The organism is Actinomadura sp. NPDC000600 (genome assembly GCF_040492135.1).
Classification (GTDB): Bacteria; Actinomycetota; Actinomycetes; order Streptosporangiales; family Streptosporangiaceae; genus Spirillospora.
Genome location: NZ_JBEUPD010000026.1, coordinates 114,997 through 135,500 on the forward strand (window position 1 = coordinate 114,997; position 20,504 = coordinate 135,500).

The window sequence follows — 20,504 nt, forward strand, 5'->3', positions numbered from 1 at the left end:
TAAGAGAATCACTGACGTGGGGCGACAAAACTATTAACCCGGCATGACTGGTCGCCCACCCTCCCGATGATTACTCTGCGCACGGAGGATCATGCCCCCGATGGGAAAGGAACACGGAGCGTCACAAATGGCGATCATGGAGCGGGGCAACACGCAGAATGCCAGGGCGCGACCCGAGTCCGAAGAGGCGCGTGACGAGCATGACGAGACTCCGGTGAAGGAGCGGCTGGAGGGCAGCGCCGCCGCGGCGGCGCTCGACGACCCCAAGATCCGCCGCTGGCTGTACCGGATCGGCGCGGCCGTCGCCGCCGGCGCGGTCGCGGCCCTCCTGACCAGCTGGCGGCTCGGGCTGACCGTCGCGGTCCTGGTGGTCATCGGCGACGTCGTCCGGCAGTCCCGCAAGAGCTCCACCGTCGCCGCCTGGCAGAAGTCCTCGGCGGCGGAGCGGCGCACCGAGCGGCAGCTGAAGTCCCTGCGGCGCAACGGATACCTCGTGCTGCACGCGCGGGCGGTCCCGCGCGACGACGAGGGCGTCAGCGACGGGCGGATCGACCACCTGGTCATCGGGCCGAGCGGCGTCTACGCCATCGACTCGGAGAAGTGGGACAAGCGTCTCCCCGTGCGCACCATGTCCCACCTCAAGCTCTTCCACGGCCCCTTCAACAAGAAGGACCGGCTGGACGAGGCGCGCTGGGAGGCCCAGATGGCGAGCATCATCCTCGCCGAGCGGGTCGGCTTCGACGTGCCGGTGCAGCCGTCCGTGGCGATCTACGGCCCGTCCATCCCGTGGAAGGTCATGCGGGTCCGGGACGTGGACGTCTACGCCGGCAACCGGGCGCGCTCGTACCTGCGCCGGCGTCCGAAGATCCTCACCGAGAGCGACGTCCAGCGCATCTTCCAGGCGGCGGAGCAGGCCCTGCCGCCGAAGTACCCCGACTGAGGCCGAGGGCGGCCCTCTTCCCCGGGCCGCCCGCGCAAAGCCGGGACACCGCCGTCCCGGCTTTTTTCCTGCCCTCGTCCGGGTTGGTAGCATCGGATCCCACGGGCCGGCCCGGGCGCGACCTCCGCCGAGCCGGCGGCAGCGCCGCGATCCGCCGCTGCGCGTACCACTTCCAGGCGACCCGCCCTGCCGGGCTGGGCCTCCAGTCGCCCGTCGCCCCGCACGCCACAGTTTTGGAGAGGTCACGATGCCACCGCTCAGGTCACGCACGGTCACCCATGGCAGGAACATGGCGGGCGCCCGCGCGCTCATGCGGGCCAGCGGCGTGCAACGCGAGGACTTCGGCAAGCCCATCGTCGCGGTGGCCAACAGCTTCACCCAGTTCGTGCCCGGCCACGTCCACCTGGACGAGGTCGGCAAGGTCGTCGCCGGCGCCGTCCGGGAGGCCGGCGGCGTGCCCCGCGAGTTCAACACCATCGCGGTCGACGACGGCATCGCGATGGGCCACGACGGCATGCTGTACTCGCTGCCGTCCCGCGAGGTGATCGCCGACGCGATCGAGTACATGGTCAACGCGCACTGCGCCGACGCCCTGGTCTGCGTCTCCAACTGCGACAAGATCACTCCGGGGATGCTGCTGGCCGCGCTGCGCCTCAACATCCCGACCGTGTTCGTCTCCGGCGGCCCGATGGAGGCCGGCAAGCCCGTCGAGGGCGTCATGGGCGGCAACAAGCTCGACCTGATCGACCCGATCATCGCCTCCGCCGACGCCTCCCTGCCGGAGGACAAGCTGCTCGAGATGGAGGAGAGCGCCTGCCCGACCTGCGGGTCCTGCTCGGGCATGTTCACCGCCAACTCGATGAACTGCCTCACCGAGGCGATCGGGCTGGCGCTGCCCGGCAACGGCACCGTCCTCGCCACCCACACCGCCCGCCGCCGCCTCTACGAGGACGCGGGCCGCACCGTCGTCGAGGTCGCCAAGCGGTACTACGAAGGCGACGACGAATCCGTCCTGCCGCTGAGCATCGCCACCCGCGAGGCGTTCGAGAACGCCATGGTCCTCGACGTCGCGATGGGCGGGTCCACCAACACGATCCTGCACCTGCTCGCCGCCGCCACCGAGGCCGGCGTCGACTTCGGGCTCTCCGACATCGACGCGGTGTCCCGCCGTGTCCCGTGCATCTGCAAGCTGGCCCCCGCCACCGGCAAGTACCACGTCGAGGACTGCCACCGCGCGGGCGGCATCCCCGCCCTGCTGGGCGAACTGCACCGCGCCGGCCTGCTGAACGCGGCGGCGCACTCGATCCACTCCGCGTCGATCGACGAGCTCGTCGCCAAGTGGGACGTCCGCTCCCCCGACGTCCTGCCGGAGGCCGTCGAGCTGTTCCACGCGGCGCCCGGCGGCGTCCGCAGCACCTCGGCGTTCTCGCAGAGCGCCCGCTGGGAGTCGCTCGACCTCGACCGCGAGAACGGCTGCATCCGCTCCGCCGAGCACGCCTACACCGCCGACGGCGGCCTGGCCGTCCTGCGCGGCAACATCGCCCCCGACGGCGCGATCGTCAAGACCGCCGGCGTGGACGAGGAGCTGTGGACCTTCACCGGGCCCGCCGTCGTCTTCGAGTCCCAGGACCAGGCCGTCGAGGGCATCCTCGGCGGGAAGGTCAAGGCCGGCGACGTCGTCGTGATCCGCTACGAGGGCCCGAAGGGCGGCCCCGGCATGCAGGAGATGCTGTACCCGACGAGCTTCCTCAAGGGCCGCGGGCTCGGCAAGGCGTGCGCGCTGATCACCGACGGGCGGTTCTCCGGCGGCACGTCCGGGCTGTCGATCGGGCACGCCTCCCCCGAGGCCGCGGGCGGCGGCATCATCGCCCTCGTCGAGGACGGCGACCGCATCGTCATCGACATCCCGAACCGCGCGCTGGAGCTGGACGTCCCGGCCGACGAACTGGAGGTCCGCCGCGAGAAGCTGCTCGCCGACCTCGGCGGCTACCGGCCCCGCGACCGGCACCGCCCGGTCAGCGCCGCGCTGCGCGCCTACGCCGCGATGGCCACGTCCGCCTCGACCGGCGCCGCGCGCGACGTCTCCCAGCTCGACCGCCTCAACGGCTGAGCATTACCCGTCAGGTAATCGCACCCATTCCCTGCTCCGGGCAAAGTGGTGGGTGTCGGGCGAACCAGCCCGACCCCACCGCTGAAAAGGGAGCTCGCGATGACCGCCTACGCCCTCGCCTACATGACCCCCCAGCCGCCGCTGCACGACGACGTCTTCGTCTACATGGAGCGCATCCAGGAGACCATGGACCCGTTCGGCGGCCGGTTCCTCGTGCACGGCACCCCGCCCGAGGTGGTCGAAGGACCGCTCGAGGGCATGTACGTGCTGATCGAGTTCCCCGACACGGACAAGGCGCGCGCCTGGTACGCATCGGACGCCTACCAGGAGATCCTGCCGATGCGCGCCGACAACATCCCCGGCACCACCGTGCTGCTCGACGGCGTCCCGCCGAACTACGACGTCGCGGCGACCGGCAGGGCGCTGCGCGCCGCCCAGGCGGCCGGTTGAGCGGTCGGGGACGGACGGCCGGTCAGGAGCAGCAGCCTCCGCCGCAGCAGCCCCCGCCCGCGCTCGGCGGGGGCTGGGGCGCCCCGCCGCGGGAGGTGCCGGTGACGGCGACCGTGGACAGGAGCTTGACCGTGTCGTCGTGGCCGGCCGGGCACGGGGCCGGGTCGGACGCGTTGATCATCGGGCGGGAGACCTCGAAGGTCGATCCGCACGCGCGGCAGCGGTAGTCATAACGAGGCACGCCCCCAGGATACGGCCCTGGGGTGTGCGCGTCAGGCCGCGGGCTCGGTGACGTAGGCGGCCCACTGGGGATCGCCGTCGTGGACGAGGCCGATGAGCCGCCAGTGCGCGCCCCTGGGGACGGCCGGAGTGACGCTCAGCGTCCAGCCCAGTTCGGACAGCAGGCGGTCGGCCTTGCGGTGGTTGCACGTCATGCAGGAGGCCACGCAGTTCTCCCACACGTGCTTGCCGCCGCGGCTGCGCGGATGGACGTGGTCGATCGTCTCGGCTCGGCGGCCGCAGTAGACGCACCGGAAGTTGTCGCGCCGCATGAGGGCCGCGCGGGTGAGGGGCACGCGGGTCCGGAACGGGATGCGGACGTAGCGGCGGAGCCGGATGACGGACGGGACCTCGATCGTCATCGCCGCCGAATGGAGCACCGCGCCCGAGATGTCATGGTGGACGATCTCCGCCTTCTCGCGAAGCACGAGGCAGACCGCCCTCCGGAGAGGGAGCGTGGTGAGAGGTTCGTACGTCGCGTTCAGGAGGAGGACCTGTCGCATCAGACGCCCTCCGCCGGGCCGCACTGCTTGGACGCCCCGGTGGTCGCGGCGCAGCGCGCCTCCCACCGAGGCCCGATTATCGTCTCCGGCACCTGCGCACTCGCCATGAGGACCTCCCCAGGGGCGAACCGACCAGAATCAGTGTGGCGTCTGAGGGAGGTCGTCCGCTACCCCAATAATCCCCAGCCGCACACCGCTCGAACACGGAACCCGTAGGGAGTACTGGGGCGGGCAGCGCTTAACGGCCAATAAAGTGCATCCCATGACGCCGTATCCGCCCGCGCAGCGCCAGGACATCGTCGAGGACATCCACGGTCACCGGGTCGCCGACCCCTACCGCTGGCTGGAGGACGCGGACAGCGCCGAGACCGCCGAGTGGCGCGCCGCGCAGGACCGGCTCTTCCACGAGACCATGGACGCGCTGCCGGGCCGGGACGCGCTGCGGGCCCGCCTCCTCGAACTGCTCGGCGCGGGCAGCGTCGGGTCGCCGGTGTGGCGGGGCGAGCGGCGCTTCTTCACCCGCCGCGGCGCCGACCAGGAGCACCCCGTGCTCTACACCGCGGACCCGGACGGGTCCGAGCGCGTCCTCGTCGACCCGATGGCCCTCGACCCGGACGGGACGACGACGCTGGACGGCTGGCAGCCCGACAAGGAGGGCCGCCTCCTGGCGTACAAGGTGTCCACCGGCGGCGACGAGGAGTCGCTGCTGTACGTCATCGACGTCGCGACGGGCGACCGGGTGGAGGGGCCGATCGACCGGGCCCGGTACTCCTCGGTGGCCTGGCTGCCGGGCGGCGAGGCGTACTACTACGCGCGGCGGCTGCCCGCGCGGGACGTCCCGGAGGGCGAGGAGCAGTACCACCGGCGCGTCTACCTGCACCGGGTCGGCACCGAACCCGACGCCGACGACGTGCTGATCTTCGGCGAGGGCCTGGACAAGACCAACTACTACGGGGTCGGCGTCAGCCGCGACGGCCGCTGGCTCACGGTCTCCGCCTCGCAGGGCACGGCGCCGCGCAACGACCTGTGGATCGCCGACCTGACCGCGTCCTCCGCCGAGGCGCCCGCGCTGCGGCCCGTGCAGGAGGGCGTCGACGCCTCCACCGGCGTCCACGTGGGCCGCGACGGCCGCGCCTACGTCTTCACCGACCGCGACGCGCCCCGCTCCCGGCTGTGCGTCGCCGACCCGTCCGACCTCTCCTACGGGACGTGGCGGGACCTCGTCCCCCAGGACCCCGAGGCCGTGCTCACCGACTTCGCGATCCTCGACGACCTGGAGCGCCCGGTCCTGCTCGCCGGGTGGACGCGCCACGCGATCAGCGAGATCACCGTGCACGACCTGGCGTCCGGGGAGCGGCTCGGCACCGTCCCGACCCCGGGGCTCGGTTCCATCGGCGGGATCATCGAGCGCCCCGAGGGCGGGCACGAGGCCTGGTTCGGCTACACCGACAACGTCACCCCGTCGTCGGTCCTGCGCTACGACGCGCGCACCGGGGAGACGACGCTGTGGGCGTCCGCGCCGGGCACGGTCGACGTCCCCGAGATCGAGACGCGCCAGGTCGCCTACACCTCGCGGGACGGCACCGAGGTGCGGATGATCGTCGCGTCCCGTCCGGGCCTGACCGGGCCGCGCCCCGCGATCCTCTACGGGTACGGCGGGTTCAACATCTCGCTCACGCCGTCCTACTCGGCGAGCATCCTCGCTTGGGTCGAGGCGGGCGGCGTCTACGCGGTCGCCAACCTGCGCGGCGGCTCCGAGGAGGGCGAGGAGTGGCACCGCGCCGGCATGCGGGACCGCAAGCAGAACGTCTTCGACGACTTCCACGCCGCCGCCGAGAAGCTGGTCGCCGACGGTCTCACCACGCCGTCCCAGCTCGCGATCTCCGGCGGCTCCAACGGCGGCCTCCTCGTCGGCGCGGCCCTCACCCAGCGCCCCGACCTGTACCGGGCGGTGGTGTGCTCCGCGCCGCTCCTGGACATGGTCCGCTACGAGCGGTTCGGCCTCGGCCAGACCTGGAACGACGAGTACGGGACGGCCGACGACCCCGAGGAGTTCGGCTGGCTCATCGGCTACTCGCCGTACCACCACGTCCACCCCGGCACCGCGTATCCGGCCGTCCTGTTCACGACGTTCGGCAGCGACACCCGCGTGGACCCGCTGCACGCCCGCAAGTTGTGCGCCGCCCTCCAGCACGCGACCACCTCGGACGCCCCGATCCTCCTGCGCGACGAAGCCGAGGTGGGCCACGCCGCCCGTTCGGTCACCCGTTCAGCAGACCTCATGGCCGACACGCTCACCTTCCTCGCGGCACAAACCGGCCTCACCCTGAACGACGAATTGACGCATGGTCTAATAGCAGGATGACCGAGACGCTGCGCGAGCCCGTGGAACGGGCGCTGGAATTGCTCCGCGAGCCGCCCGGTGAGCCCGACATGTCAGGCGGCTATCTCGACCTGCTCGGGCCGCCCGCGCAGCGTTCGCCCTCCCTCGCCCAGTCGGTGATGGAGTCGACGTTCCTTCCGCGGATCTACGAGAAGGTATGGCGGCCCGTCGGCTTCAACCTCGCGAAGGGCTGGCCGCTCGGCCCCGACACCGCCGAAGAGCACGCCACGGCACGCGACTGGCTCGGCCTGTCGCACCCCGGCTACGCCGCTCGCCCGCCCGCGGCCGTGCTGGACGTGGCGTGCGGCCCCGGCAACGTCACCCGCGCCCTGGCCGCCGGCGTCGGACCGGGCGGCCTGGTCGTCGGCCTCGACGCCTCCGAGACCATGCTGGCCCGCGCCGTCGCCGACACATCACCCGGCGACCCCGTGGCCTACGTCCGGGGCGACGCCGTCGACCTGCCGTTCCGCGACGGCGCCTTCGACGCCGTCTGCTGCTTCGGCGCCCTCTACCTCTTCGACGACCCCTGGGCGGCCCTGGACGGCATGACCCGCGTCCTCAAACCCGGCGGGAAGCTGGTCATCCTCACCTCCCGCCGCCCGCTCACCACCCCGCGCCTAGGCGCCGAACTCCTCCGCCGCACCACCGGCTTCACCGCCTTCGGCGACACCGAGATCACCCGAGCCCTCACCGCCCGCGGGTACACCTCCCTCCGCCACCACCGCTACCCCCTCATGCAGATGGTCGGAGCCAGTCGTGCTTGATGCCTTTCTCTCCTCCTTCGGGCCTGGCGGCCCTGCTGTGCCTATTGCAGTGCCCTCCTCCTTCGGGCCTTGGCGGCCCTCCATCGTCGGGCACTGCGGGCGATCGCTGGCATCGCTCCGGCTCGCCTTGGCGGCTCGCTGCGCGATCAGGTTCTCGCTTCGCTCGAACCTGCCTTCGGACGCGATCGCAACCGTTGAGGTTGTTGCGGGGTACAGCCGAGGGGCGTCGGCCGTGAGGTGATCTTGAGGACGGTGCTCGAAGATCGCGCTACGCTGCCGTGGGAACACGCACGGAGAACCGTGCCCGCGAGCGCCCCCTCCTGGGGTTGGGAAGCCTCCAGGAGGGGGTCGTGCTTATTGCTTTTCCTCCTCCTTCGGGCCTGGCGGCCCTCCATCGTCGGAAAAGCGGGCGATCGCTGGCATCGCTCCGGCTCGCCTTGCGGCTCGCTCCGCGATCAGATTCTCGCTTCGCTCGAATCTGCCTTTGGACGCGATCGCAACCATTGAGGTTGTTGCGTGGTGCTGCGGTGGCTGAGGTTTTTGTCTGGTGTGGTGACTGAAGTTGTTGCGTGGTGGTGGGGTGCGGGGGCCCGCGACGGGCGCGGGGTGGGGGTTCAGCGCAGGTTCTTCTCGATGTAGATGTTGACTATGCCGCCTATGGTCTCGCGGCGGGTCTCCGTCCAGCCGAACTTGCGGTAGAGGGAGAGGGCGGGGGTCTGGAGTTCGGTGGTGTCGGCTCGGAGGATGCGGTAGCCGTACTCCACCGCGCGTTCCTCAAGGGCCTGGACGAGCGCGGTGCCGTAGCCGCGGCGCTGGACGGCGGGCAGGACGCGCAGGCGCACCATCTCGGCGGCGTCGAGGGCCGGTGCGCCGGGGGCGTAGCCGCCGTAGGCGCGGGCGTGGCCGCCGGGGATGAGGTCGGCGCGGCGCAGGCCGCCCATCGCGACGATCCGGTCGCCGAGCTCGCCGACGAGGAACTCGCCGTTGTTGCGGAGGTAGATGGCCTCCATCTGGAAGAAGTCGTGGTCGTAGTAGACGCCGTCGCCGGGGCGCAGGCCCACCTGGGCCAGGCCCTCGCGGTGCAGGGCGAGGACGACGGCGTGGTCGGGAGCGTGGTAGCGGCGGATCCGCAGGTCTCCGTACCGCCATTCGGGGGGATCGTCCTGGAGCCGGACGAGGACGGGGTGGTCTTGCCAAGAGGCGCTGTCGGGCGTGCTCATTCCGCTCAGACCTGCTCCCCGGGGCGGACGGCGGCGGGGGGATCCTGGGTGGGGCTCGTCACCCACGGCCCGGAGAGGGCCTCGTAGAAGTCCTTCAGCTCCGGTATCTCGCCGCACTTGGTCGCGACCGCGGCGCCGATCTGCCGTGCCCGGTGGACGAGGATGTCGGACCGGTGGTCGGCGGGCAGGTCGAAGATGGCCTCCCGGCCGGCCGTCAGCGCGGCCTCGGGGTGGCCGGCGTGCAGCTTGCACATGGCCCGGTCGAGCCGCACCAGGGTCAGGTCGACGCGGTCGGTGGGCGCGTACAGGGTGAGGGCGTGGCTGAGCGCCTCGTCGCCCTGCCGGTGGTCGCCGAGGTTGGTGAACGTGTCGCCCTCGTAGAAGGCCATCTGCCGGTCGGTGAACCCGAACACCAGGTCGGAGGTGTCGGTCTTGGAGAGCTGGTCGAACACCGAGCGCCCGCGCACGAGCGCCCGGCGGGCGCTGGGCGCGGCGTCGCCGCGCCCGCGCATCGCCAGCATGCCGAGGGCGCGCGCCTCCACGGCGGGGGCCATGGCGGCGGCGACGCCGGGCGTCCGGCCGGCGAGGTCCTGCGCCTTGCGGGCCAGGTGGAGCGCCTCGCGCGGGTCGCCGTAGTACATCGGCACGAGCGACTCGCGGACGGTCACCCAGGCGCGCAGCTGGCGGTCGCCGGTCTCGTCGGCGGCGGTCCGCGCGGTGCGGAAGAACGAGCGGGCGAGCCGGTGGTCCCCCAGGTTGATCATGATCAGCCCGGACAGCCCGGACAGCTGGGCGGCGATCCGGCACAACCGCTCCTGCAGCTCGACGGGCTGGCGCTTGTCGCACATGCGCCGCACCTCGCTGAAGTCGAGCAGCACGTCGCACAGCATCCGGAGCGACGGGGTCGCCTGGTACTGCCGGCCGTAGCCGTAGGTGGTCTCCTCCCACTGGTCGAGCATGGTCGGCGAGACGGTCGCACCGACGAGCGTGTCGTCCATCTTGCGGCGCAGGTTGTCGACGGCCCCAAGGAACTGACCGTCGAGCGCCACGCCCGCTCCGGCCAGCAACTGCAGAAGGGTCCTACGAAGCACGATGTCCTCCTCTCCAACATCAATGGTCAGGGGGCCTTCGGCGCGGTCATGGCCCCGTAGTTCGCTGACGGTCGCCCAGGGGCGCTCATCGCTCCTGGGCACGATCGACCCGACGATCGCGTCGGGGTCGGGCACCGGACGGCGGTCCGGCACCCTTGGCTGGGGGACGCTCGCGGCGCCCGCGCGGGCCGCGTGGCCACGCCCGCAGATGCAGGGGCTCTGGTAGTCGAGCGCGTCGGGTTCCACCCGGTAGACGGCGCAGAGGTAGTGCAGGTATTCGGGGCCGGGACGCTTGTACCCGCTCTCGTAGGCGGACAGCAGCGTCTCCCCTAACCGGGGCGGCGGTTTGCCGTCGACCTCGTAGAGCGCCTTGACCTGCGCCACGATGTCGGACAGCGCGACGCCGTGCGCCAGCCGGTGCGCCTTGATCCGGCTGGTGCCGAACAGCGGCCCGCACTGCTCGTGGATCTCCTGCGCGATCTCGACCGGCCCCCGCCCCCGGGCCAGGGCGTGCGCGCGGATCCGGCGAGCCACGTCCGTCTCTTTCCGAGGGGGATCCGACATCCGGCCTCCTCACCGTCGTGCCGGAGCGCCGTCCACTCGGGGGGTGGGCGGTCGTCCGTGCCACGGCGACCGGTCGAAATGGCCACAACAGATAATCTCTTGCGCACGCAGCGTAATCCTGGTCACAGCCACCGCCAAGCGATTCCCGGCAAGTGGTGATGTCCGGGAGGCGCCCGGCACCCCTCGGGTAGAGATTCTTCCTCCGCCGGAGGAGGGACTTCCTCTGAGGTGGGGAAATCCGGTTCTCCGCCGCCCGACCGACCCCTTGACCGGTCACCGTGAGAGTTGCAATTCTCGCATGGTGTGATCGAACGAATCCGGAGAGTCGACCGCCCGGTCGACCGGGCTCCGGGCCCGCGGGCGGACCGCCCGCCGATGGAGGGGGTGCGAAGGTGGTCAGCGACAGACGCGTCGGCTACCTCGAAGAGCTGGAACACGAACTCGACACGCGGGGCCTGGTCGCCCGCGTCGTCAGGACCCGCTCGGGGCCGGCCTTCCTCAGGGTCGTGAACCCCGAGGCCGCGAGCCTCGCCGAGGACGTCACCTGCGCGCCGGCTCCCGAGACCAAGGACCACTACTTCTGGTGGTCGTGGGGCGAGCGCATGCACCGCGTCGACGACGTGGGCGGCGCCGCCCTCAAGCTGGCGCACGTCCTCCAGCCGCTCCGCCGCGAGGTGAGCGGCCGCACCTGAGCTCCCGGGCCCCGGCCCGGTCCGAGCCCCACCACAGACCCGGGCGCCCCGACGGGGCGTCCCGCAAGGCCGGGCGTGTCCCGCGAGGCCGCGGCGAGAAGGGCGCGGCAGCAGCGACCTCGCGGGGCACGTTCGCCCGGCAGGCCCCCTCCCCGGCCGGGCCCCGCCACACGCCCGGCGGTCGTACGAACCGGTCGGAACAGTCCCCTACGATCGGCTCGTGCCCGCCGCGGGTCCACGGCGAGGTGTCGAGGCACCACAATGGCCGGGGAGGGTCTGCCACACCATGTCTCTAGTCGCGTCGATCAGCGTGCCGCTCGCCGCGCCGCTCGCCGTGTCGCCGGTCGCCAAGCCGTTGCTGCCCTGGGCCGAGAAGGGCACCCCCGAGGCGGCCTGCAAGAGCACCGACCCCAGCATCTCCTGCCGGCTGGTCTGGAACATCTCGAAGAACACCGACTTCACCCAGTTCTGGGCCACCTGGCTGGACAAGCCGCTCACCACCCTGCTGTGGATCATCGTGACCTTCGTGGTCGCGCTGATCGTGAAGAACATCGCGCACCGGATGATCACCAAGGTCACGCTGCGGATGGCCGAGGGCACGATGTCGGAGAAGGTCCGGGAGCGGTCCCGGACGGTCTTCGAGGGCAGCCCGGCGCTGCTCAACAAGCGGCGCGCCCAGCGGGCCCAGACGCTCGGCTCGGTGCTGCGCTCCATCGCGTCCGTCATCATCATGGGGACGGCCGCGTTCAGCATCCTCGGCTCGCTCGGCCTCAACCTCGCCCCCATCCTGGCCAGCGCCAGCGTGATCGGCGTCGCGGTCGGCTTCGGCGCGCAGAACATCGTCAAGGACCTCCTCGCCGGGCTGTTCATGCTGCTGGAGGACCAGTACGGCGTCGGCGACGTCATCGACGTGGGCAGCGCAAAGGGGACGGTCGAGGCCGTCACGCTGCGGGTCACCCGCATGCGGGACGTGAACGGCGTCGTCTGGTACGTCCCGAACGGCGAGATCAAGAAGGTCGGGAACGAGTCGCAGAACTGGGGCCGCGCCGTCCTCGACATCCCGGTCGACATCAACGAGGACACCGAGAAGGTCAAGGAGATCCTGCAGGCCACCGCCGACGGGATGGCCGCGGACGCGCCCTGGAGCGACCTCGTCCTGGAGCAGCCGTCGGTGTGGGGCGTGCAGGCCCTCGCCGGAGACGCCATCGTGATCCGCGTCGTGCTGAAGACGGCGCCGGGCAAGCAGGGGGACGTGGCCCGCGAGCTGCGCGAACGCGTCAAGCGCGCGTTCGACGAGGCGGGGGTCACCGTCGCCACCCCCACGCCCTAGCCGTCTTCCGGATGGATCAAGGTGAGGAATGGGACGCCCCTCACATAGGGTGGGACCGCTATGGCTGAACAGGTGACCTTCTACGAAGCGGTCGGCGGCGAGGAGACCTTCCACCGGCTGGTCCACCGCTTCTACCAGGGCGTCGCGGACGACCCCGAGCTACGCGCCCTCTACCCCGAGGAGGACCTCGGTCCGGCCGAGGAGAGGCTGCGGCTGTTCCTGATCCAGTACTGGGGCGGCCCCAACACCTACAGCATGCGGCGGGGCCACCCGAGGCTCCGCATGCGGCACGTGCCGTTCGTCATCGGCTCGGCCGAGCGGGACGCGTGGCTGCGGCACATGCGGGTCGCCGTGGACGAGCTCGGGCTCCCCGAGGACCTCGAGAAGCAGCTCTGGAACTACTTCACGATGGCGGCGCAGAGCATGGTGAACGCCCCGACGTAAGCGGGTAGATCGCCTCGTATGACGCGAATCCCGTGGTGGCGCGACGCCGTCGTGTACGAGGTCTATGTCCGCAGCTTCGCCGACGCCGACGGGAACGGCGAAGGCGACCTCCAGGGGATCCGCTCGCGGCTCGGCCACCTGCGCGACCTCGGCGTGGACGCGCTGTGGCTCACCCCGTTCTACACCTCGCCGCTGGCGGACGGCGGCTACGACGTGGCCGACTACCGCGACGTCGACCCCCGGTTCGGCACGCTGGACGACTTCGACGCCCTCGTGTCGGACGCGCACGACCACGGCCTCCGGATGATCGTCGACATCGTCCCCAACCACTCCTCCGACCGGCACCGCTGGTTCCGGGAGGCGCTGGCGGCGCCGCCCGGGTCGCCCGCACGTTCGCGCTACATCTTCCGGTCCGGCAAGCCAGGGGAACGTCCCGGCGAGGAGGACCCGCCGAACGACTGGCCGTCCGCGTTCGGCGGCCCGGCCTGGACGCGGCTGGACGACGGCGAGTGGTACCTGCACCTTTACGCGCCCGAGCAGCCCGACCTCAACTGGCGCAACCCGGAGGTGCGCCACGAGTTCGAGGACATCCTGCGGTTCTGGCTCGACCGCGGCGTGGACGGCTTCCGCATCGACGTCGCCGCCGGCCTGTTCAAGGACGAGTCGTTCCGCGACCTCCACGGCCAGGACCGGCGCATGCTGAACGGCCCCATGTACAGCCGTCCCGAAGTCCACGACGTGTACCGGAGATGGCGGCAGATCCTCGACGAGTACGACGACCGCATGGCCATCGGCGAGGTGTGGACGGACGGCCCGCAGGACCTCGCGCTCTATCTGCGCCCCGACGAACTGCACCAGGTCTTCCAGTTCGACCTGCAACTGGCTCCGTGGTCGGCCATGGCGTTCCGCGAAGTGATCGACGCCGCGCTGAAGGCCGTCGCGCCGATGGGCGCCGCTCCGACGTGGGTGCTGTCGAGCCACGACTCCGTCCGCCACGTCACCCGCTACGAGCAGCCGGGCGGGCTTCCCGGGATCGGGCACGGCAGGGCCAAGGCGGCGCTGCTCCTGCTCTTGGCGCTTCCCGGGTCGGCCTACCTGTACCAGGGCGAGGAACTGGGCCTGCCCGAGGTGACCGACCTGCCCGACGAGGCCCGGCAGGACCCCATCTTCAAGCGCACGAACGGGCGGACCGCCGGACGCGACGGCTGCCGGGTGCCGCTGCCGTGGTCGGGACCCGCCGAGCCCTACGGCTTCTCCCCCGACGGCGTCCGGCCCTGGCTGCCGATGCCGCGGGGATGGGCGTCCGTGACCGCCGCGGCGCAGGCGTCCGACCCGTCCTCCATGCTGAACTGGTACCGCGAGGCGCTCGCCCTGCGCCGCCGCCTGAAGGACGGCCTCCCCGACGAACTGGAGTGGATCGACTCCCCCGACACGGCCCTCTTCTTCCGCCGCGGGCCGCTCGTCTGCGCGCTCAACTGCGGCGAGAACCCGGTGCGGCTCCCCGCCGGGATCCCGCTGCTGACCAGCACGCCCCTCTACGGCGACCTGCTCCCCGGCAACACCGCCGCCTGGCTGACCGCCCCCTGAAAGCGCGACGCGGTGCGCCGGTCCGTGCGAGGGGTCGACGCACGGTCCGGCACACCGCGGACTTCGCTGGAGGTGCCTCCGGCTACAGCGGCGGGCGCTGGATCTGGAGCGGGTCGTCGGCGACCAGACCCGCCTTGAACGTCTGCATGCCGGCCCCGAGGCCCGCCCACCGCTTGACGTCGGCGATCGCCTTGGACTGCTGGTCACTCGGCAGCTTGGCGATGAGGCGGCCGCTGTGGTTCATGCCCGGGGCGACGTAGACCGCCGAGTCGCGGCTGCCGCGCCCGAGGCGGAACGGCTCGGAGCCCCACGGGTCGTTGGCGCCGTACAGGAACAGCATGTGGTTCGCGTTGCCGCGCACCCAGCTGTCGATGTCGCGCATGGCACGGCCGTTGTCGAACCGCATCGGGATGTCGCGCGGGACGTAGGTGCGCGGCTGGTAGCTGTCCTCGTACCGCAGCAGCGGCCGCAGGTGCTTGAACTTCGGCGTCGGCCAGCCGAGCTGGGTGCCCGCCTGGTAGTAGTACGGGATGTACGGGGCGAGGCCCTGGTCGCTGTAGAACGACAGCCCCGAGATGTTGTCGAGCGTCTCGTAGAGCTGGTCGTCCGTGGCGTCCGCCGCCTTCGGCAGCGTCGCGCAGGCCGACTGGAGGCTGTACTGCCAGAAGCCCCACTCGTAGTCCATCACCGAGTTCTCGAACGCGCGGTCCTGGGTGCGCAGGATGTCGAACGTCCAGCCGTTCTCGTCGGCGGCGGCCTTGAAGCGCTTGAGCATCTCGGTGCGGCGCTCGAGGAACTTGCGCGCGAGCGCCTTGACGTTCGCGCGGCACTCGGGGTCGGTGCCCACCGTCTGGAAGAACTTGTCGTAGGCGCGGTCGTCGTTGTTGTTGACGTCGTTCGGCGCCACGTACACGACGCTGCCGTCGACGTCCCGCGGGTAGAAGCGCTTGTGGTAGACGGCCGTCATGCCGCCCTTGCTGGCCCCCGTCGAGATCCACTTGCCCTGGTAGATGGTCTTGAGGGCGCCGATCAGCCGGTGCTCGTCGGTGGCGGCCTGCCAGATCGTGTCCTTCTTCCAGTCCGTCGGCTCGGGACGGGACGGGGTGAAGTACCGGTACTCGACCGAGATCTGGTTGCCGTCGACCAGCGCCGTCGGCTCGGAGGTGAACATCACCTCGGGCGTGTTGTACCCGCTGGTGTAGAGCACCATGGGACGGTCCGCCGACTTGTGCTGCAACATGATGCGCTGCTCGAACCACTGCCCCCGCGGGTTGCGGTGGTCGACCGGCTGCCGGTACTCGAGCCAGAACCAGCGGTAGCCCGGCAGGGTGGACGGCTTCTCCGTCACCTGCATGCCGGGGATCGCCTTCAGCTGGGCGAGGATGTCGCCCGCCTGGGCGGCGCCGGCCTTCGCCGTGCCCGCCTGGGCCGTGGCCGCGGCCTGCGCCGCGGTGGCGCCCGCCCCGGTCATGCCCGCGGCGAGCAGCAGTGCCATGGCTCCTCGTGAGACGCGCCGCATTGTGCCCCTTTCACGTGGGTTCTCCACATTCGCGTCGCGACCCTAGAGGGAGAAGCCCGGCCAAAACGGATTGCTGTTGGGCTTGTTACCTATCCGTGACGCCCCGGTTGTCACCCGATCAGACCGGAAATCAAGCACAGTAAGCGGCAGAGCATGATCAGGCGGGCAATGGCGGTCACGCTGGAGGAACGCCCGCCGACCGGGTGGACCTCGATCACGTCCGGAACGGCGACCGACGGTGACCGGAGATCAGACCGCCCCCGGGCAGTCGGCCCCGCCGAGTGCGGCGGTCGAGTCGGGCCCCGGCCGAGCGCGGGGCATCGGCAAGCCTGACGGCGGCAGCCCTCACGACGATGACTCGGCCGCCGGGGCCCGGAGGTCGGCGTGCAGGTCGAGAAGCGGGGGAAGGCGGGAGCGAAGGGATCAGGACGGGGGGACGAGGGCGAAGCCGTCGTCCCAGGGGGCCAGGCGCTCGAAGAGGCGCTCGTCGTGCCAGCGCCCGTCCAGGTGGATGTGGCGGCGGGCCGTCCCCACGGGGGTGAAGCCGTTGCGTTCGAGCACGCGCTGGGACGCGAGGTTGTCGACCCGCGTGAACGCCTCGACGCGGTGCAGGCGCAGCTCGCCGAACGCCACGTCCAGTGCCTGCCTGACCGCCTCGGTGGCGACGCCCCTGCCGGCGTGTGCGCGGGCGACCCAGTAGCCGACGAAGCAGCTCTGGAGAGGCCCGCGCAGGATGTTGTTGAGCGTGATGCGTCCGACGACCTCACCGCCGGCGAGGATGACGCCGGGCCACATCTCCCCCGCCGCGTACGCCTCGGTCAGTTCGCGCAGGTTGTCGCGCTGGCCGCCGAGGGTGAAGTACGCCTCGTCGCGTTCCGGCTCCCAGGGGCGCAGGTAGTCGCGGTTCTCCCGGTACAGCGCCGCCAGCGCCTCCGCGTCCGCCATCTGGACGGCGCGCAGGCGGACACCGAGCCTGCGGCCCTCCAGCGCGGGCGGGGGCCCGGCGAGGGCGGTCATGACCCGGGCGCCACGTACCGGCCGATGAACTCCCGTTCCTCGGGGGTGAACCGCCGCAGCCGGTTCGCCTCCACGTCGAACGCGACGAGCGTCGAGGTCGCCTCGGCGTACAGGTGGTCGTCGTCGCGCACCTCGTAGGCCAGCTTGAACGACGCCGCACGGGCCTCGGTCACCCACGTCTCCACCCGGATCGGGTAGACGGTCGGCAGCAGCGGGTGCCGGTAGTCGATCTCGTGCCGCGAGATCACCATGCCGCGGACGGGCTGCTCGCCCTTGCGCACCGGGTCGCCGTGGAACATCTCCAGCCGGGCGTCCTCAAGGTAGCCGAGGAACTTGACGTTGTTCACGTGTCCCTGGGAGTCGATGTCGCCGAACCGGATCTTGAACTCGTAGACGTGCCGGTACTCGGCCGTGGGCAACTGCTGCATGTCCTCGCCTGGGTGAGGGGAACCGGGGTCGGCCCGATGCTACCCGGGTGAGGTGAAGTCCCTGACGAGGCACGGGCGCTTCGGGTCGAACCGCCAGCCCGGCACCAGGTACTCCATCGCGGCGGCGTCGTCGCGGTCGCCCAGCCCGTAACGGACGTAGCGGTCGTGCGCCTCCTCGATCCGCTCCTCGTCGACGTCGACGCCGAGCCCCGGGCCCTCGGGCAGCGCGATCGCGCCGTCCGCGATCCGCGGCGGCTCCCGCGTGAGGCGCTGGCCGTCCTGCCAGATCCAGTGCGTGTCGATCGCGGTGATCTCGCCGGGCGCGGCCGCGGCGACGTGGGTGAACATCGCCAGCGACACGTCGAAGTGGTTGTTGGAGTGCGAGCCCCAGGTCAGCCCCCACGCCTCGCAGAGCTGCGCCACCCGCACCGAGCCGCGCATCGTCCAGAAGTGCGGGTCGGCGAGGGGGATGTCGACCGCGTCCAGCCGGATCGCGTGGCCGAGCTGCCGCCAGTCGACCGCGATCATGTTGGTGGCGGTGCGCAGGCCGGTGGCGCGGCGGAACTCCGCCATCGTCTCCCGGCCCGAGTAGCCGTGCTCGGCGCCGCACGGGTCCTCGGCGTAGGCCAGGACGTCCCGCAGCGCGGTGCCGAGCCGGACGGCCTCCTCCAGCGACCAGGCGCCGTTCGGGTCCAGGTTGACGCGGGCGCCGGGGAACCGCTCGGCGAGCGCCCGCACGGCCTCCGCCTCCTCCTCGCCCCGCAGCACCCCGCCCTTGAGCTTGAAGTCGGCGAACCCGTACCGCTCCTGCGCGGCCTCCGCCTGCCGGACGATCGCCTCGGGCGTCAGCGCCTCCTCCCGGCGCACCCGCTCCCAGCCGTCCGCGCCCTCCGGTGGCGCTTCGTAGGGAAGGTCCGTCTTGTTCCGGTCGCCGACGTAGAAGAGGTAGCCGAGCACCGGGACCGTCCGGCGCTGGACGCCGTCCCCGAGCAGCGCCGCCACCGGCACGCCGAGGAACCGCCCCATCAGGTCGAGCAGCGCCGACTCGATCGCGGTCAGCGCGTGGACGGCGATCCTGGTGTCGTGGGTGAGCGGGCCGCGCCCGCCCGCGTCCAGGTGGCCGAACGCCGCGCGGACCGCGTTGAGGATCTCGTCGGACCGTCCGATGGGCCTGCCGACCACCAGCTCGCGGGCCTCCTCCAGCGTCCGCCGGATGCCCTCGCCGCCCGGCACCTCCCCGACGCCCGTGCTGCCGGACGAGTCGCTGAGCAGCACGATGTTCCGCGTGAAGAACGGCCCGTGGGCGCCGCCCAGGTTGAGCAGCATGCTGTCGCTCCCGGCGACCGGGACGACCCGCATCCCGGTGACGACCGGCGTGCTCACCGCGGAACCCCCTGGTAGGCGATCGGCCGCTGGAACCGCTCGACGGCGAGGCTCCCGACGGACGTCGTCCGCGCGTCGGACGTCGCCGGGTACGGCCCGCCGTGCACCATCGCGTGCCCTACCCGGACGCCCGTGGGCCATCCGCCCCACAGGATCCGTCCGGCGAGCCGTTCCAGGACGGGCAGCAACCGGGCCGCCGCCTCGCCCCCGCCGTGGATCGTCGCGGTCAGCTGGCCCTCCAGCCCGCGCGCCAGGCCGATGGCCTCGTCGAGGTCGCCGCAGCGGACGACGAGGGAGCAGGCGCCGAAGATCTCCTCCTGGAGGTCGGGCCCGAAGTCCCCGGCGTCCACGGCCGCGAGGGCGGCGCGGCATCCGGCCGCCGCTTCGGGCTCCCGGCCGCGTGCGAGGATCTTCACGCCGGGACGCCGGCCGAGCCGTTCGACGCCCTCGGCGTAGGCGCGGGCGATGCCCGGCGTGAGCATCGGGGCCCCGGGTGCGGCCTCGATCGCCGTCGCCGCAGCGTCCAGGAAGGCGTCGCGGCCGGAGCCGCCGACCGCGAAGACGAGGCCCGGGTTGGTGCAGAACTGGCCGGCGCCGAGCGTGACCGACCCGACGTACTCCTCCGCCAGTTCGGCGGGGCGCTCGGCCAGCGCGTCCGGCAGCAGGAAGACCGGGTTGACGCTGCTCATCTCCGCGTAGACCGGGATCGGCCGCGGGCGGGCCGCCGCCGCCCTCGCGATCGCCAGGCCCGCCTTCCGGGAACCGGTGAACCCGACGGCCTGGACCCGCGGGTCGGTGACGAGCGCGATGCCGAGCGTGGGCCCGTCCCCGTACAGCATCGAGAACACCCCCTCGGGCAGCCCGGCCTCCTGGACGGCCTCCGAGACGGCCCGGCCGGCCAGCTCGCAGGTGCCGGGGTGGGCGTCGTGCGCCTTCGCGACCACCGGGCAGCCCGCCGCGAGCGCGGAGGCGGTGTCGCCGCCCGCCACCGAGAACGCCAGCGGGAAGTTGCTCGCGCCGAACACCGCGACGGGCCCGAGCGGCACCCGTCCCTGCCGGATCTCGGGCGCGCCCTCGCCCGGCGGGTCGGTGCTCACGGCCGGGCCGCCCGCTGCTGGTCCGCCGCCCTCCGGCGGATGCGGACCGTAGCGGGCGGTGGCGCCGGGCTTCACGGCCGCGCGCAGGTCGGAGGCGAACAGGCGCAACTGCCCCGAGGTGCGCGCGACCTCCCCGGTCAACCGGGCTTCGAGAAGTCCCGTCTCGGACGCGGCACGCCGGACGAGATCGCCGGCTTGGTCGTCGAGCCTGGCGGCGATCGATTCGAGGAACGCGGCCCGCTCCTCGGGCCCCGTCGCGCGGTAGGCGTCGAACGCCTCCTCCGCGAGGGCGCAGGCCCGGTCCACCTCGGCGTCGCCGCCGTAGCGGTACTCGGGCGCGAGGCGTTCACCGGTGCGGGGATCGACGGCGGTGATCGCCTCCCCCGTCCCGGTGACGTGCTCGGAACCGATCAGCATCTGCCCGGTGAGCCGCGCCAACGTCCCGTCCTCTCGGTCCGGCGGAGTGTCTGAACCCGGACGATAGGAGACGTGATCGATACCTGTCCAACACGAAAAACGCATCGTTCGATGCGCGACCGGTATCGCCGTTTTCGGGCGGGAACCGGACGGCCGCGCGATCGTGATCGCGCGGCCGTCCGGTGGCGACGGGGATGCTCCTATGGATGTCAAGCGGCGAGTTCAAGATCGCTTGATGTGATGATCTGGTAGAGCTCGCGGGCGATGTAGCGCTTGAGGCATCGGA

General features: G+C 71.8%; 17 protein-coding genes and 1 pseudogene. 9 read left to right on the forward strand and 9 right to left on the reverse strand.

Annotation, left to right across the window (positions count from 1 at the left end; all coding sequences use genetic code 11):
* The first annotated feature begins 127 nt into the window (after nucleotides 1–127).
* From ABWI07_RS30925 to ABWI07_RS30935, 3 genes are all read left to right on the forward strand, one after another.
* Nucleotides 128–940, forward strand: coding sequence for a nuclease-related domain-containing protein (locus ABWI07_RS30925; RefSeq protein WP_149261452.1), 813 nt, complete (start codon nucleotides 128–130; stop codon nucleotides 938–940).
* 247 nt (nucleotides 941–1,187) lie between these two features.
* Nucleotides 1,188–3,050, forward strand: a complete 1,863-nt coding sequence (gene ilvD / locus ABWI07_RS30930) for a dihydroxy-acid dehydratase (protein WP_149261451.1) — start codon at nucleotides 1,188–1,190, stop codon at nucleotides 3,048–3,050.
* Between the two features lie 99 nt (nucleotides 3,051–3,149).
* On the forward strand, nucleotides 3,150–3,500 hold the full coding sequence (locus ABWI07_RS30935; RefSeq protein WP_149261450.1) for a DUF1330 domain-containing protein: 351 nt from the start codon (nucleotides 3,150–3,152) through the stop codon (nucleotides 3,498–3,500).
* Nucleotides 3,501–3,522: 22 nt separating this feature from the next.
* Here the strand turns inward: ABWI07_RS30935 and ABWI07_RS30940 are convergent, their stop codons facing one another.
* Both ABWI07_RS30940 and ABWI07_RS30945 read right to left on the reverse strand, forming a co-directional pair.
* Entirely contained in the window at nucleotides 3,523–3,741 is a 219-nt protein-coding gene (locus ABWI07_RS30940; RefSeq protein ID WP_089309617.1) for an FmdB family zinc ribbon protein, read from the reverse strand.
* A 31-nt stretch (nucleotides 3,742–3,772) separates the two neighbouring features.
* Nucleotides 3,773–4,282: an HNH endonuclease gene (locus ABWI07_RS30945; protein ID WP_149261449.1), complete on the reverse strand. Its 510-nt coding sequence runs from the start codon at nucleotides 4,280–4,282 to the stop codon at nucleotides 3,773–3,775.
* 262 nt (nucleotides 4,283–4,544) lie between these two features.
* On the opposite strand from ABWI07_RS30945, the gene ABWI07_RS30950 reads away from it, so the two are divergent.
* Together ABWI07_RS30950 and ABWI07_RS30955 are read left to right on the forward strand one after the other, a co-directional pair.
* Complete coding sequence (locus ABWI07_RS30950; protein WP_353820688.1) at nucleotides 4,545–6,647, forward strand: prolyl oligopeptidase family serine peptidase; 2,103 nt, start codon at nucleotides 4,545–4,547, stop codon at nucleotides 6,645–6,647.
* Entirely contained in the window at nucleotides 6,644–7,429 is a 786-nt protein-coding gene (locus ABWI07_RS30955; RefSeq protein WP_353820689.1) for a class I SAM-dependent methyltransferase, read from the forward strand. The genes ABWI07_RS30950 and ABWI07_RS30955 overlap by 4 nt, the downstream gene beginning before the upstream one ends.
* Before the next feature lie 614 nt (nucleotides 7,430–8,043).
* Here the strand turns inward: ABWI07_RS30955 and ABWI07_RS30960 are convergent.
* Nucleotides 8,044–8,649, reverse strand: a complete 606-nt coding sequence (locus ABWI07_RS30960; protein ID WP_149261445.1) for a GNAT family N-acetyltransferase — start codon at nucleotides 8,647–8,649, stop codon at nucleotides 8,044–8,046.
* Between the two features lie 5 nt (nucleotides 8,650–8,654).
* Complete coding sequence (locus ABWI07_RS30965; protein WP_375708345.1) at nucleotides 8,655–10,304, reverse strand: NsdA family TPR-like regulatory protein; 1,650 nt, start codon at nucleotides 10,302–10,304, stop codon at nucleotides 8,655–8,657.
* 392 nt (nucleotides 10,305–10,696) lie between these two features.
* On the opposite strand from ABWI07_RS30965, the gene ABWI07_RS30970 reads away from it, so the two are divergent.
* From ABWI07_RS30970 to ABWI07_RS30985, 4 genes and pseudogenes are all read left to right on the forward strand, one after another.
* Nucleotides 10,697–10,996: a hypothetical protein gene (locus ABWI07_RS30970; protein WP_149261444.1), complete on the forward strand. Its 300-nt coding sequence runs from the start codon at nucleotides 10,697–10,699 to the stop codon at nucleotides 10,994–10,996.
* 286 nt (nucleotides 10,997–11,282) lie between these two features.
* Nucleotides 11,283–12,326, forward strand: a complete 1,044-nt coding sequence (locus ABWI07_RS30975) for a mechanosensitive ion channel family protein (protein WP_149261443.1) — start codon at nucleotides 11,283–11,285, stop codon at nucleotides 12,324–12,326.
* 72 nt (nucleotides 12,327–12,398) lie between these two features.
* Nucleotides 12,399–12,764 (forward strand): annotated as a pseudogene (locus ABWI07_RS30980) (globin); the annotation flags it as partial.
* Nucleotides 12,765–12,788: 24 nt separating this feature from the next.
* Entirely contained in the window at nucleotides 12,789–14,357 is a 1,569-nt protein-coding gene (locus tag ABWI07_RS30985) for a glycoside hydrolase family 13 protein (protein WP_353820690.1), read from the forward strand.
* 82 nt (nucleotides 14,358–14,439) lie between these two features.
* Here ABWI07_RS30985 and ABWI07_RS30990 read toward each other — a convergent pair whose 3' ends face one another.
* The 5 genes from ABWI07_RS30990 to ABWI07_RS31010 form a co-directional block, all read right to left on the reverse strand.
* The gene (locus tag ABWI07_RS30990) at nucleotides 14,440–15,852 is read right to left on the reverse strand and encodes a S28 family serine protease (RefSeq protein WP_353820691.1); all 1,413 of its coding nucleotides are present in this window, start codon (nucleotides 15,850–15,852) and stop codon (nucleotides 14,440–14,442) included.
* Between the two features lie 447 nt (nucleotides 15,853–16,299).
* Complete coding sequence (locus ABWI07_RS30995; protein WP_353820692.1) at nucleotides 16,300–16,893, reverse strand: GNAT family N-acetyltransferase; 594 nt, start codon at nucleotides 16,891–16,893, stop codon at nucleotides 16,300–16,302.
* On the reverse strand, nucleotides 16,890–17,321 hold the full coding sequence (locus ABWI07_RS31000) for an acyl-CoA thioesterase (protein ID WP_149261438.1): 432 nt from the start codon (nucleotides 17,319–17,321) through the stop codon (nucleotides 16,890–16,892). Before ABWI07_RS31000 ends, ABWI07_RS30995 begins: the two co-directional genes overlap by 4 nt.
* A gap of 39 nt (nucleotides 17,322–17,360) precedes the next feature.
* Entirely contained in the window at nucleotides 17,361–18,704 is a 1,344-nt protein-coding gene (locus ABWI07_RS31005; RefSeq protein ID WP_353820693.1) for an enolase C-terminal domain-like protein, read from the reverse strand.
* Nucleotides 18,701–20,239, reverse strand: a complete 1,539-nt coding sequence (locus tag ABWI07_RS31010) for an aldehyde dehydrogenase (NADP(+)) (RefSeq protein WP_353820694.1) — start codon at nucleotides 20,237–20,239, stop codon at nucleotides 18,701–18,703. The genes ABWI07_RS31005 and ABWI07_RS31010 overlap by 4 nt, the downstream gene beginning before the upstream one ends.
* Nucleotides 20,240–20,504: the final 265 nt, after the last annotated feature.

Excerpts from the sequence above, each read along its gene's own strand:
- ABWI07_RS30960 (WP_149261445.1), bottom strand. The coding sequence starts at position 8,649 with ATGAGCACGCCCGACAGCGCCTCTTGGCAAGACCACCCCGTCCTCGTC.
- ABWI07_RS30990 (WP_353820691.1), bottom strand. The coding sequence starts at position 15,852 with ATGGCACTGCTGCTCGCCGCGGGCATGACCGGGGCGGGCGCCACCGCG.
- ilvD (WP_149261451.1), top strand. The coding sequence starts at position 1,188 with ATGCCACCGCTCAGGTCACGCACGGTCACCCATGGCAGGAACATGGCG.
- ABWI07_RS30995 (WP_353820692.1), bottom strand. The coding sequence starts at position 16,893 with ATGACCGCCCTCGCCGGGCCCCCGCCCGCGCTGGAGGGCCGCAGGCTC.
- ABWI07_RS30985 (WP_353820690.1), top strand. The coding sequence starts at position 12,789 with ATGACGCGAATCCCGTGGTGGCGCGACGCCGTCGTGTACGAGGTCTAT.
- ABWI07_RS31000 (WP_149261438.1), bottom strand. The coding sequence starts at position 17,321 with ATGCAGCAGTTGCCCACGGCCGAGTACCGGCACGTCTACGAGTTCAAG.
- ABWI07_RS30955 (WP_353820689.1), top strand. The coding sequence starts at position 6,644 with ATGACCGAGACGCTGCGCGAGCCCGTGGAACGGGCGCTGGAATTGCTC.
- ABWI07_RS30925 (WP_149261452.1), top strand. The coding sequence starts at position 128 with ATGGCGATCATGGAGCGGGGCAACACGCAGAATGCCAGGGCGCGACCC.
- ABWI07_RS30975 (WP_149261443.1), top strand. The coding sequence starts at position 11,283 with ATGTCTCTAGTCGCGTCGATCAGCGTGCCGCTCGCCGCGCCGCTCGCC.
- ABWI07_RS30965 (WP_375708345.1), bottom strand. The coding sequence starts at position 10,304 with ATGTCGGATCCCCCTCGGAAAGAGACGGACGTGGCTCGCCGGATCCGC.
- ABWI07_RS30935 (WP_149261450.1), top strand. The coding sequence starts at position 3,150 with ATGACCGCCTACGCCCTCGCCTACATGACCCCCCAGCCGCCGCTGCAC.
- ABWI07_RS30950 (WP_353820688.1), top strand. The coding sequence starts at position 4,545 with ATGACGCCGTATCCGCCCGCGCAGCGCCAGGACATCGTCGAGGACATC.
- ABWI07_RS30945 (WP_149261449.1), bottom strand. The coding sequence starts at position 4,282 with ATGCGACAGGTCCTCCTCCTGAACGCGACGTACGAACCTCTCACCACG.